The organism is Amycolatopsis decaplanina DSM 44594 (assembly GCF_000342005.1).
Classification (GTDB): Bacteria; Actinomycetota; Actinomycetes; order Mycobacteriales; family Pseudonocardiaceae; genus Amycolatopsis; species Amycolatopsis decaplanina.
Window position 1 is genome coordinate 219389 of record NZ_AOHO01000074.1, and the last position, 12449, is coordinate 231837.

Below are 12449 nucleotides of genomic sequence, written 5' to 3' on the forward strand. Positions count from 1 at the left end.
TCCACGGTGCCTCGGGTGGTCGCCGACGCTACAACTGGCTGTTGAAGAGGTCAACACACAGTTGAAATCTTGTCCGATCACCGACAGAAAAGGGCCGTTCCGGACAAACCTCGCCCGGAACGGCCCTTGATCGAGAGCGGTCAGACCGCGATGTAGTTCCCCGAGAGGATCAGCAGGACCTGCACGGTGATGCCGGTGCCGTAGTAGTCGGTGGCGTTCGGCGTCCAGGTGGTGACGCGGGTCCACAGCTTGTCCAGCCAGGCCTGACTGCCCGGGTCGTTCATCGCCGCGATGGCGAACGACGCGGTGAAGCAGGGGTGCTGGCCGGTTTCGCCCGAGAGCTTGGAACCCGACAGCGTGTAGCCGGTGGTGATCTTGGCCGGGTCGCCGCCGGTCGACTGCTGGATCCAGGTGTTCATCTTCCGCACCTGACCCTGCGCCGGGCTGCCGGAGACGGTGATGCCGTCGACGCCGAGCCGCCACGGGTCACGGCAAGCGTTCCACGCGTAGTGCGGGTCGTGGTCCTCGAGGAAGCCGTCCGGAGCGGGCTTCGGCGTGGAGTTGGTGTTGACGACGAAGTCCGGGATCAGCCCGGTCTTCGGGGAGTACTGCTGCTGGAGCTGGCTGACGGCCTGCTCCTGGCGGGTACGGACCTGACCCCAGAACGAATCGCCAGTGACCTTCTCGAACGCGCGAAGGTGGCCCGGCATCCAGTCGGACGAGCGCGAGCTGTTGGTGTACTCGGCGTCGTTCGCCCAGTCGGCGAGGCGCATGAACTTGGTGGTGGAGTTGACCTCGCTGCGCTTGATCGCCTTGATGATCCGCAGCGCCTCGGACTTGTAGTTCACCGAACCGGAGCTGCCCCAGACCTTGTCGGCGATGAGCAGGCCGTAGGCGATTTCGAGGTCGCCGTCGGTCGCCGAGTCGACTCCGTTGACGCTCTTGCAGCTCTCGTCCTGCTCGGCGGCGTGCAAGTCCTTGTCGATCGACGACGGGTGCGCCTTCACGAACTTCAGGATGCCGTCGAAGATGGCGCGAGCCTGCGAATCCTTGTCGCCCATCATGGCGGCGATGGTCATCCCGTAGCCCTGGCCCTCGGCCACGAAGGCGTGGTCGGCATCCGGCGCCTTGACCGCGTAGGTGCCCGTCCCGCACTTGGTGGTCAGGAAGTTCTTCTTCCAGAAGTCGTAGTACTTGGCGAGCGCCGCGTCCTGCGTCGCCTGCGACACCGACGGGCGCAGAACGCCCGGCAGGTAAGGGGTTCCTTGAGCGGTGGCCGCGGTGGCGGGGGCGGTCGTGGCGACCAGCCCGGCGGTCAGCGCGGCCGCGGCCAGCACTGTCCGAACGGTCTTTCTCATGGCTCCTCCGGAAACGTCGTTGGTGGCGGCGGCGCGTTTCGAGAGTGACACCCGGGTCGGCCAAAAACAAGAGAGTTAAGAAAGTTTCCTTACTATTACCTCAAATGACGCCTATGTGAACGGTGCCCTAGCGTTGACACCATGAAGAGCGACCTGAGCGAGCGCGGCGAAACCTTCCGGGAATTCTGGACCGAGCGACATCTGGCCACCCTGACCACCGTCCGCCCCGACGGGACCCCGCACGTCGTCGCGGTCGGGGTCACGGTGGACTTCGCGACCGGGATCGCCAGGGTGATCACGTTCCGCTCGTCCAAGAAGGCCCGCATGATCAAGGAAGCGGGCGAAAAGGGCATTCCGGTCGCCGCGTGCCAGATAGACGGGCCCCGGTGGTCTACTTTGGAGGGACGCGCGGTGCTGCGCGAAGACCCGGAGTCGGTGCGCGACGCCGAGAACCGCTACGCCGCGCGCTACCGCCAGCCCAAGCCGAACCCGGAACGCGTGGTCATCGAGATCACCGTGACCCGGGTGCTCGGCAACGCCTGACCGGGGGGCTGAAGGGGACTTTCCCCTCATCTCACGCGGCGAAGGGCCCTTTCAGCCCACCTCGCTCACGCGACGAAAAGGCTGAGCAGTCCCTCGATTGAGCGCACGATCACCCGGGCGGCGGCGCGTTCGGCGTGCGCGGCGTCGGTCCGTTCCGCCTCGTGCCGCCAGCGGACGAGCGCGCTTTCGGCGCCCGCGTGGATCTCGGCCGGATCCGCGTCGGGTTCGAGGCCGAGCCGCTCGGTGGGCGCCGTCCCCTGCGCACCGAGCAACCGGACGGCCTCCTCGGCGGCCTCCCCGGACAACGCCGTACGGCCACCGCGGATGCCGGCGATGAGCCGCAGTTCCCGGAAGTCGTGCGCGGCCGCGGCGAACCGCTCCACGCGTGCGGCCAGCCGGTCACCATGCGGGAGTGGTTCCGCGGCGAGAAGACCTTCCAGCCGCAGCACCGCCGTGCGCGCCTTCAACGCTTCGGCCCTCGCGACGAAGCACCCCGCGAGCGTGTCCCTCAGGTCGCCGAGGCCGCTGCGGTGCACGAGTTCCGCCGAAAGTTTCAGCCTGCTCGCGCAGCCGGTGCGGATCAGGGTGATCGCCAGCCGGACCCCGTAGAGCCCGAACCGCGACACCAGGTGTTTCCTCGATTCCGGCGGGACCCGCACCGGGAATGGATCGTCCACGAAGGAATCCACGGACAGGAGATACCGCTCCAGCTCCGGCCGGGAGACCGACGCCAGCGCGCGCAGCACCTCGAATTCGTCGTCCCGCAGGGCACGTCCCGCATAGCCCAGTTGCCCGGCGACCGCGATGACTCCCTGGAAACCCGCGCAATCCGGGTCCTCGCGCCAAGCCCGCCGCGCCAGCTGTTTCGCGGTGAGCAAGGCGTCGATCCGGCCCGCGCCGACCTCGTCGGCCCTGCCGAGCACCAGCACCGAATTCACCGCCGTCTGCCGTGCGAACGCCGAACCGCCCACCGGCCGGGTTCCGGCGAGCTCGTCGGGCTCGAGATGGCGCACCAGACGCACCGTCGCGTCGACGTGTTCGGCGGGTGCCGGGGTGTCGAACAGATCGAGTTCGCGCAAGGCCCGCGTCGGCCATTCCGCCAGCGCGGAGACCAAAGTGGACTTCCCGGTGCCCGGCGTGCCGACGAAGCCGACGCGCAGCGGTTCTTCCAGCCGCTCCAGGCATTCCCGCAACATCGCCACCGCTCGCGGGCGGTCCCGGTAATGCGCCGCGGCCTCGTTCAGCAGTTCCCGGACGTCAAGGGCGGTCACGCCGAAAGCTCCCGGCGCGGCGTGGCGCCGGTGCCGAGCGCCCCGGCCTTGCGGTGCAGGGCGGCCAGCCGGTCGATCTCCTTCTTGACCCGCTGGGTGCGCCGGTCCCGTTCGGCGGATCCGGCGATGATGAGTTCCCGTTGCCGTGTCAGCTCTTCCGAGAGCCGGTCGGACAGCGCGGCGAAATGGTCACGCAGGCGCCGCTGCACCTGACGGATCTCGTCCTTGATCTCCTTGCTGAACCGGATGAACACGTCGTCGACGTGGCGCTGCGCCGCGGCCTTCGCCAGCGCTTGACGCCGCTGCAGCCGCATCCCGCCTTCGTCGCGCACGCTCTTGGTGGCGAACGCGACACCGGCGCCGAGCGACACCGGGTTGATCAGCGGCAGCCCGGCGAGACTGGTGACCAGGCCGAACATCAGCACGCCGCCGTAAGAACCGCGCAATCCGGTGAAGAGTTTCTGCCCGATCTTGAACCGCTCGATCCTGGGGGCACCGACCTCGGGGATCGAGTCCACTCCGGACCCGGTCAACGGGAGTTCCGGGGCCTGGCCGTAGTGCGGCCCGAAACTCGAGGCGACCGCTTGCGCGATCCACGTCGACCGGTCGGACACCCAGTTGTAGTTCGTCTCGACGGCCTCGGCGAGGTTCTCTTCCAGCCAGGTCTGGAAATCCGGCCAGATCCGCACCGGGTCGCCTTCGTCGAAGGTGCGGTCGATATGCCGCACGATCACCCGGGTCCGCTCGCGCAGGTCGTATTCGGCGTCGGAGATCAGATCGGTGATCTCGTCCGACAACATGTTCTGCCAGCGGACGTTCTGCCGCCGCAGTTCCTCGGTGCGCCGTTGCGCCTGGTGCAGCAGGGTGACCTGGTCGATCCCGTTGTCCTCCGAGACGGCGTTGAGCCGCGTCTGCAGCGTCTCGACCAGTTCGACCGCCGCCGCCCGCACACTCACGGCGGCGGCGAGCGCACGGGTGCGTTCGATCGGGCGCGCGGCCTGTTCTCCCACCCAGTTCAGGAGTTCCGGGAAACCGGACCGTCCGTTGAGGACGGCGTCACCGGCCTTCGCGGCGGCTTGACGCACGGTCGCGGACACGGGGAAGACGTCGGCGACGACACCGGTCTCGGAGAGCGCGGTGCGATTGCGGGCGGCGAGTTCCCGCCAGTCCGGGCTCACGTCGATCTTGGTCAGCGCCAGCACCAATGCCGGGCACCAGGTCCGGATGTGCCTCGCCAGCGCGAGTTCGGCGGGCTGGAGTTCCTGCGTCGCGTCGGAGACGAGGATCACCGCGTGCGCGTCGGCGACGACGTCGAGGGTGGCCGCCGTGCGCGGGGACCGGGGATCCCCTATCGCCGGGGTGTCCACCAGCACCAGCCCCGTGCCGAGCAGTTCGCGCGGCAGGCCGACTTCGACCCGGCGCAGTGAACCGGGCGGCCGGACCTCGAGTTCCTTGGCGAGGTGACCGACCGGCACGTTTTCCCTGGCGTGCCCGACCAGGGTGGCGGCGGGATCGGCGGCGTACCCGATCTCCGTGGGAACGGCGGGCGTGCTCGCGTCCCCGACCGCGCAGACCGGTGCGTTCAGCAGCGCGTTGAGCAGGTAACCCTTGCCCTGCTTGGGAAAACCGACCACCGCGATCCGGGTGCCCGGCGTCCGCTGGTCTCGTCTGCGCCGGAGGCGTTCGGCCAGGTCGGCGCGACCGTGGGCGGCACAGGCGTCCAAGGTCTCGTTGAGCACGTCGAGCCAGGCGGGGGGTGTCACGGGGATGCAGTGTTCCCTTAACCAAGCGCGGAATCAATGTGGCATGGGCCAACATGCCGTGCGGGCCCCGCGACCTGGTGCGGTTGCGGGGCCCTGGCACAGATGCGACGTTCAGGTCAGCCGATGTGGATGTCGTTGTTCGACGCGATGTCGCCGGCACCGAGGTTGAGGTCGCCCACGTGGCCGATGTTGTTGGCCACCCCGGAGACGACGTCGTGCACGTCGTTGACGCCCGCGTGGTTCGCGACGTCGTTCACGACGTTGTCGGTGACATCGGTCGCGACGTTGTCGGTCACGTCGTTCGCGACGTTGCCGTTGCCGATGTCGTGCGCCTTGCCCGCGATGTCGTGCACCTTGGTGGTGACGTCCGCGACGCCCGTCGTCTGACCGATGACGCTGGTCAGGTCGCCGACCGTGGACAGGAAGTCGGGGGCACCGCCCGCGACACCGTCGGCGCGCGGCAGGTCGCTGGACAGGTCACCGACGGCCGGAACCGAGTCGACGGCGGGCAGACCGGCGGCGTCCACGGCGGGGACGTCGTGGGCGAGGTCGGTCGCGGTGTCGACGGCACCGGTGGCGAGGTCACCGGCCTGGCCGACGGAAGCGGCGTCGAGGCCACGCGAAAGGTCGTCGGTCAGCCCGAAGCCGCCGACGGTGTTCTGCGCGAGGGCGGTCACGCCGGCGGCGGCGTTCGACACGTCGGTCACGTCGGAGACGGCCGGGACGGCGGGCAGACCCGGGACGTCGACCGGCAGGTCGCCCAGGGCGGGCACGGCCGGGACACCCGGGAGACCGGCCTCGGGCAGCCCCGGCAGTGCGTCGGCACCGGGGACGGCGACCGGCAGGCCCGCGGTCAGCGCGGTGAGCTGGTCGATCGCGCCCTGGACGCCGTCGGCGCACTCGCCGTCGGTGCCGTTGACGACGTTCGTGACGCCGCCGAAACCCGCCAGGTTGTCGGCGGTGGCCGCGGTGGTTCCGGTGAGGTCGGTGGCGGTGTCGACCGGGACGAAGTCGAGCACCAGCGGGACGACCTCGTGCACGTCGGCGGCGTTGATGTCACCGAGGCCGGCGTCGGCCAGGACCTGCTGCGGGTCGTTGGCGAACGCCGCGCGGGCCGCGGTGTCGTTCAGCAGGTTCAGCGTGAAGTCGTGCAGGGTCTGGACGGAACCCATGAAAGGACTCTCCTGGGGGTCTAGGTCGGTGGGGCTGGCTCAGCGGCCGGAGGGCACGGCTGAGCGCAGGTCACCGAAGCTAGTGAGCCGGTGCCTCTGGGCACATCGGGGATCACTCCTGGTCGTCGCTCACTCAGCCAATAGGGGATCGGTATGACATCGTTAGGGCGTTAGGGGCTTAACCGAGACGCATCAGGTTGGGTTTAATGCCAACCCTCACCCGGATGGGTCAAGCCGTTCAGGTGAGTGGCCCTATTTGGTCCTTAGGGGCTGGTCAAGCGAAGGAGGATGCTCGTTGCCCTACGTCCTCGGCATCGATATCGCCTCGACCCGCACCACCGCCGCAACCTGCGTGGACTCCGGCGACGGCTGGGGCGTGCCCGAGCCGTCGTGGCTCGGCGCGCGCGGCCCGGCGGCGGCGTCCGCGGTGTTCCTCGACGACGACGGCTACCTGCTCACCGGGGACGCCGCGGTCGAAGCGGGCCGGTCCGCGCCCGCCCGCCTGCTCACCGGGTTCCACGAGCGGGTCGGCGACGACGTCCCCGTGATCGTCGGCGGCGAGCGGTTCCCGGCCGAATCCCTCAGCGCGGTCCTCGTGGACGCCGCGGTGGATCAAGCGGCCGAACGCTTCGGCGAGAAACCCCGCCACATCGTGCTCACGCACCCCGTCGGCTGGGGTTCGTTCCGCCGGGACCTGCTGCGCCGGGCGCTGGCCGAAGCCGGATTCCCCCGTGCCGCGCTGGTGGCGTCACCCGTCGCGGCACTGCACGCGTACCTCGCCCCGCAGGGCGACGTCACCGCCGGCGTCTGCGAATTCGGCCCGGACGGCGCGGTCGTCACGATCGCCGCCGCCGGGGTCAACGGCTGGCAGCCGGTCAAAACGGTGGAAGGCGTCGACCCCGGTGAGGCCGTCGGCAAGGTTTTCGAACTCGCGCACGGCGCGGGGGTCCCGCCACAGGTGCTGGCGGGCATCGTGCTCTGCGGCGAGGCACCACCGGTTCCCGGCCGGACACCGTGCCCCGTCTTCGCTTCGAGCGACCCGGTGCTGACGGTGGCGACCGGCGCTGCCAACATCGCCGCGAGACGTGACCTTCCGCAACCCGGCGGCGCGGGATCGAACGCCGTCGCGACCGTCGAAACCACCCTGCTCCCCCGGGTCGACATGCCCGAAGAGCTCACCGAGCGGCCCGAACGGCCGCCGGTCGACATCACCCCGTTCCCCTTGCCAGAACGCACCGGGGGGGCGAAACTGCTCAGCCGGCGCAAGCCCCTCGTCGCCGGAGCCGCGGTCGTGGTGCTGGCCGCGACCACCCTGCTGCTCACCCTGACCACCCGAGAAGCCACCGCGGACAAGGGTCCCGAAGCCCCTCCCACCACATCGAGCTCGTGCGCGCCGCCCACCCCCGGTGCCCACTCATCCCCCGAAGGTCGCTGTTGAACGCACTGCTCGACAAGCCCGGCATCATCCATCCGGGTGCCCGGCGCCTGCTCGACGAGGTGACGACCGCCCCGGAGCTCCCGGTGCGGGTCACCGTCGTCGCCCCCGGCGGGCACGGCAAGACCCATCTGCTCGGCCTGCTCGGACGTCACTACTCGGACGCCGGAATCGAGGCGCTGCTGGTCGACGACGCCGACCAGCTCGACGATGACGAGATCACGAAGATCAAAGCTCGGGCGGAGGAAACGACGGCGCCCGTCGTCCTGGCCTTCCGTCCGGCGGCGCGGACGAAAACGCTGCGTACGCTCGCCGATTCCTTCGGCAGATCGGTGGTTTTGGGCGCGTTCGGTGTCGACGACGTCCGGCGGCTCGTCGAGCACGCGGGCGGTGACGCGGCCACCGCGGCGGATGTCCACGCCAGGACCGGTGGTGTGCCGGGGCTCGTGCTGCGGGCGGTCACCGGCCGGCTCGCGGACTTCCGCGGTGAGCTGGAGCAACTGGACGACGACGTGCACCGCTACCTGATCGCGGCGGAGGCGGGCGCGGGCCGGAATCTCGATCTCCTGGCGGCGCTGCTGAACCGCGATCGCGAAGGTCTGCCCGAGGTTTTCGACAGTGCCAGGGCGACAGGTCTTCTCGGCGAGGACGACGTCCTGCTGCCGATCGCCGCCGAAGCCATCCGGACCTGGAGTTCGCCAGGGCGACGGCTGACGGTGCTGCAACGGCTGGTGGAACTCCAGTTGCGGGACGGACTTCCGGTGCTGGACCTCGCTCGATCCCTGCTCGGAACGGGAAGTTCGGGCGCGAGCGCGGCGGCGGCCTTCGAGGCGGCCGCACGCGAGGCGATGTCCGACGACACGAAACTCGCGGCGCGGTTCTACGAAGCCGCGTCCGAGGCCGGTGGGCGCGGCGCGGCGCTCACCGTCGGCTGGGCGCACGCCGCGGCACTGGCCGGGGATCTCGACACCGCGCTCCGGCTCGGCGACGGCATGCTCGGCGGCACGTCGGACACGGACGCCAGAGCCGCGGGCGCCGAAGTGGCCGCGACCGTGCTGGCGCATCGCGGCGAACTGGAGCACAGCGCGGAGCTCTATCAGTGGTCCGGCCGGGCCGGATCGAAGGCGTTCGCCGCGATCGCGTTGCTGGGCACAGGAAAGCTCGAAGCCGCCCGAGGCGTACTGGAGACCCCGGAAGTCCCGACCCTGTTCGCTGGCGCCGCCTCGCGGATGGCGCGGGCGATCACCGACTCCGTGTCGGGCTGCGGCGCGGAGACGCTGTCGGCCCTGCTGGGGGCGGCTTCGATGCTGGAATCGGCGGGCGCGCCCGCACCTCTTCCGGACAGCCCTGCGGCCCTCGCGGCGTTGGTGGGCCTGCATTCCGGCGAACTCGCGCTGGCCGAGTCGGTGCTGAGCCGCGCGGTGAACGGGCGGATCGGCGGCGACCTGCTCGCGAAACGGCACCGGCTGCTGCTCGGCTGGGTCGCGATGACCGCGGGCGATCTCAAGACGGCCGCCGAGGCCTCGATGCCACCGGACGGCCTCGAAGCGCGCGACGAACTTTTCGCCGCCACACTGCAATTGGGCCTGGCACGGCGCGCGAGCGACCTTCCCGGCCTGCAACGTTCCTGGGACCGGGCGTACCAGGCGTCGATGCGGCAGCAGCCGGACCTGTATTCGCTGCTGCCGCTGGGAGAACTCGCGATCGCGGCCGCACGGGGCGGTGCCGGCGCCAAGCTGGCAGGCCAGCTGGAACGGGCGCACGCCGTGCTCGACGAGCTGGGCAACCCTCCACTGTGGACAGCCACACTGCGCTGGCACGAACTGCACGCCGCCATCACCGTCGAGGATCACGCGTCGGCGGGAGAACATCTGGCCGCGCTGAACGATTTCGCGCCGTGCGGACGCTATCCGGCGGCCCTCGCCGCCGCCGCGAGCGGCTGGCTCGCGGTCTTGACCGGGACCGTCGACCCCGAGGCGATCACCGCGTCTTCGTCGGAACTGCACGAACTCGGGCTCTGCTGGGACGCTTCCCGGCTGGCCGGGCAAGCGGCGATCCGGACCTCGGACCGGAAGGCGATGGTCCAGCTGCTCGAAGCGGCCCGGCAGTTCCAAGGGCGGGCCCCGGAACCCGTCGCGGCCACCGGGTTGAGCGCCTTGAGCGAACGGGAGCTGGAAGTCGCCCGGCTGGTCGTCGACGGGCTGACGTACAAACAGGCCGGGAGCGAACTGTTCATCTCGGGGAAGACCGTGGAGCACCATATGGCGCGGATCCGGGGGAAACTGGGCGCCGGTGACCGGCGGGAACTGTTGGCCATGCTGCGGGAGTTGCTTCCCTCTGGTGAGGGTTGAGCAGCGTGCGCACCTCGGCTACTGGACGGCCGCAGACCGTGACCGGGTGCCGCTGTCGAGCAGGACGTGTTCGGCGGCGGCCGACTGGACGCACGCGGTCGGGGTCGGCGACACGACCGAGGGCTAAAGTGGATCTGTCGAAGGACAACGTGTTCTTCGGTGTGCGCGCGGCCGGGAAGAACGGCCGCCGCGGTCCGGTCGCGTTTCCCACACCTTTGAGCTGATGCCACGATGACAGTCACCCCCGGCGACCTCGACGCCGCGATCACGAGTGTGGTCGGCGGACTGCGCCAGGCATCGGGCCGTGACTGGTCGGCGGCGCCGGGCACCGGCGAGCTGAACGCCTGGCGAACGGCCGAGCACCTCGGCGACTGCCTCATCTCCTACGCGGGATTGCTGATCGCACGGCCGTCGACACCGCGTTTCGTCTGCTTCGAATCCGTCGCCGACCAGGCCGCGACTCCGTCGGAAATGCTGGAGTTCATCACGGTCGGCGGCGGAATCCTGGGTGCCACGCTCCGCACGATGGCCCCGGACGTCCGCGCGTACCACCCGAGCGGCCGCGCCGACCTCGAAGGTTTCGCCGGGATGGGCTGCGTCGAAGTCCTGGTCCACGGCGAGGACATGGCCAGGGGGCTCGACGTCACCCTCGATCCGCCACGTGACGTCTGTTCTCGAGTGCTCGCGCGGATGTTCCCGGAGGTGGACGCCGCCGACCTCGATCCCTGGACGGTGTTGCTGTGGGCGACGGACCGCGCGGAGCTCCCCGGCCGCCCTTCTCGCGCCGGCTGGCAGTGGCGAGGCGCACCGCTCGACGATTGACCGAGCAGTCACCGCACAAGTGACCCTCCGGGCGAAAGCGCCTTCTGAAAGCGCTTTCCGGCATATCGTAGAATCGCCCGCCACAGGAGCCGAGGGGGAGCACGAATGGTCCGACAGACCCAGAACACCCTCGGCGACGTCGCGAAGGCGGCCGGGGTCTCGCTCGCGACCGCGTCCAGGGTGCTCAACGGCACCGCGAGCGTCGGCGCGGCACTGCGCGATCGTGTCGTGCGGGCGGCCGAACGGCTGGCCTATTCCCCCAACGCGCACGCGCAGGCGCTGGCCCGTTCGTCCAGCCGGACGGTCGGGGTGATCTGCCACGACGTCGGCGACCCGTACTTCGCCGGCATCGCGCGCGGGGTGATGCGCGCGGCGAACCGACACGACCTCCAGGTCGTCCTCGGCAGCACGTTCCACGACCCGGACCGTGAGGTCGCCTACACCTCGATGATGCGCGGACACCGTGTGCGGGCGATGCTCCTGATCGGTTCCGGCTTCGAGGACCGACAGCGTCAGGAAGGCCTGCGCCGGGAACTGGACCGCTACCGCGCGACCGGCGGACGGGTCGCCGTACTCAGCAGGCACCGCGGCCTGCGGGCCGACGCGGTCCTGCCGGAGAACCGGGAAGGCGCCGCCGACCTGGCGCGGGCCCTGCTCGGTCTCGGGCATCGCCGGTTCGCCGTGCTGTCCGGGCCTCCGCTGCTCACCACGGTCGTCGACCGGGTCGGCGGTTTCCTCGAAGCCCTCGCCGAGGCGGGTGTCACAGTGGAACGCGAGGACATCGTCGAAGGCCCCTTCACCCGCGACGGCGGTTACGAGGCCGCTCAGCGGCTCATCCGCCGAGGTCTGCGCGTCACCTGCGTCTTCGCTTCGACCGACGTCATGGCCGCGGGCGCGCTCGCCGCGTTGCGCGAGCACGGGATCGGCGTGCCCGGTGACATCTCGCTCGCCGGATTCGACGACATCCCGACGATCCGCGACCTGACCCCGCCGCTCACCACCGTGGCGCTCCCGCTGGAGGATCTCGGCGAACGGGCGCTGGAACTGACGATGCTGCCGGAACGCGCCGGCCGGGCCCGGGTCGAGAAGGCCCGGGGGCGGGTCGTGCTGCGGGAGAGCACGGCGCCGTTCAGCGGGGCCTGAAGGCCACTACGGCGGCCTGATCACCATTCCGCCAGGCCACGGCGGGCTCGTCGGCCGGCCCGGCACCCAATGCCCGCAGGTGCGATCAGGTCGAGCATCCACTCGCGCCCTGGCTGGTACTTCGCCATGAGACGTTCCCAGCCGGCATTCCGCTCCGTCACAGGCCGTCTCCGGGCAGTACGCGGGGTACGGCCGATCGGCTCAACTTGGTCGTTGAAGCGTTTGCCACGGCGGAATCCGGGAACTTTCCCGGCATGTCCAGATGGCGAACCACCAGTAGGAGCAACACCGCCGTGCGCGTCATCACCGGCATCGGCGCGCTGTTCGCTTTCATCGAGCTGCTGTACATGGTGATGGTGCTCGCGGGAGCCAACGCGGGCAACGGTTTCTTCATCTTCATCCAGGCGCTGGCCAAGCCGCTGGCGTTGTTCTGGCCGGGCCTCTTCCCGGTGAGTGACCCGAATCTCGCGGTCATCCTCGACTACGGTCTGGCCGCGGCGTTCTGGGTGATCGTGGCGGGTGTGATCGCCCGTTTCGCGGCCCGCTGACCCCCTGCGGCGGCGATCGGCGTCCCGTTCGGCGACACTGGAC

General features: G+C 70.1%; 11 protein-coding genes. 7 read left to right on the forward strand and 4 right to left on the reverse strand.

Translation table 11 applies throughout. From position 1 onward, the window contains the following. Nucleotides 1–140: 140 nt before the first annotated feature. Nucleotides 141–1358 carry a family 8 glycosyl hydrolase gene (locus H074_RS31190; protein WP_039923817.1) on the reverse strand — a complete coding sequence of 406 codons (1218 nt, stop codon included), beginning with the start codon at nt 1356–1358 and terminating at the stop codon, nt 141–143. Nucleotides 1359–1499: 141 nt separating this feature from the next. Between H074_RS31190 and H074_RS31195 the strand changes: the two genes are divergently transcribed. Then, nucleotides 1500–1901 carry a PPOX class F420-dependent oxidoreductase gene (locus H074_RS31195; protein ID WP_007034071.1) on the forward strand — a complete coding sequence of 134 codons (402 nt, stop codon included), beginning with the start codon at nt 1500–1502 and terminating at the stop codon, nt 1899–1901. Between the two features lie 65 nt (nt 1902–1966). Here the strand turns inward: H074_RS31195 and H074_RS31200 are convergent, their stop codons facing one another. From H074_RS31200 to H074_RS31210, 3 genes are all read right to left on the reverse strand, one after another. Further along, nucleotides 1967–3172, reverse strand: coding sequence for a GTPase (locus tag H074_RS31200; protein ID WP_007034072.1), 1206 nt, complete (start codon nt 3170–3172; stop codon nt 1967–1969). Next, the gene (locus H074_RS31205) at nt 3169–4935 is read right to left on the reverse strand and encodes a dynamin family protein (protein WP_007034073.1); all 1767 of its coding nucleotides are present in this window, start codon (nt 4933–4935) and stop codon (nt 3169–3171) included. The genes H074_RS31200 and H074_RS31205 overlap by 4 nt, the downstream gene beginning before the upstream one ends. A gap of 116 nt (nt 4936–5051) precedes the next feature. After that, on the reverse strand, nt 5052–6107 hold the full coding sequence (locus H074_RS31210) for an IniB N-terminal domain-containing protein (protein WP_007034074.1): 1056 nt from the start codon (nt 6105–6107) through the stop codon (nt 5052–5054). Between the two features lie 295 nt (nt 6108–6402). On the opposite strand from H074_RS31210, the gene H074_RS31215 reads away from it, so the two are divergent. From H074_RS31215 to H074_RS31235, 6 genes are all read left to right on the forward strand, one after another. Then, entirely contained in the window at nt 6403–7545 is a 1143-nt protein-coding gene (locus H074_RS31215; protein ID WP_007034075.1) for an Hsp70 family protein, read from the forward strand. Continuing rightward, nucleotides 7542–9893, forward strand: a complete 2352-nt coding sequence (locus tag H074_RS31220; protein ID WP_007034076.1) for a helix-turn-helix transcriptional regulator — start codon at nt 7542–7544, stop codon at nt 9891–9893. Before H074_RS31215 ends, H074_RS31220 begins: the two co-directional genes overlap by 4 nt. After that, entirely contained in the window at nt 9883–10020 is a 138-nt protein-coding gene (locus tag H074_RS41745; RefSeq protein WP_235096916.1) for a hypothetical protein, read from the forward strand. Before H074_RS31220 ends, H074_RS41745 begins: the two co-directional genes overlap by 11 nt. Before the next feature lie 104 nt (nt 10021–10124). Beyond that, complete coding sequence (locus tag H074_RS31225) at nt 10125–10715, forward strand: maleylpyruvate isomerase mycothiol-dependent enzyme family protein (protein ID WP_007034078.1); 591 nt, start codon at nt 10125–10127, stop codon at nt 10713–10715. Between the two features lie 105 nt (nt 10716–10820). Then, complete coding sequence (locus H074_RS31230; RefSeq protein ID WP_007034079.1) at nt 10821–11858, forward strand: LacI family DNA-binding transcriptional regulator; 1038 nt, start codon at nt 10821–10823, stop codon at nt 11856–11858. A gap of 293 nt (nt 11859–12151) precedes the next feature. Next, nucleotides 12152–12406 (forward strand): hypothetical protein, encoded by a 255-nt coding sequence (locus H074_RS31235; protein WP_007034080.1) that lies wholly within the window; start codon nt 12152–12154, stop codon nt 12404–12406. The last annotated feature ends 43 nt before the right edge of the window (nt 12407–12449 follow it).

Bases quoted from the DNA above. Each gene is read 5' to 3' on its own strand.
- H074_RS31230 (WP_007034079.1), top strand. From the start codon at position 10,821: ATGGTCCGACAGACCCAGAACACCCTCGGCGACGTCGCGAAGGCGGCC.
- H074_RS31190 (WP_039923817.1), bottom strand. From the start codon at position 1,358: ATGAGAAAGACCGTTCGGACAGTGCTGGCCGCGGCCGCGCTGACCGCC.
- H074_RS31225 (WP_007034078.1), top strand. From the start codon at position 10,125: ATGACAGTCACCCCCGGCGACCTCGACGCCGCGATCACGAGTGTGGTC.
- H074_RS31210 (WP_007034074.1), bottom strand. From the start codon at position 6,107: ATGGGTTCCGTCCAGACCCTGCACGACTTCACGCTGAACCTGCTGAAC.
- H074_RS31195 (WP_007034071.1), top strand. From the start codon at position 1,500: ATGAAGAGCGACCTGAGCGAGCGCGGCGAAACCTTCCGGGAATTCTGG.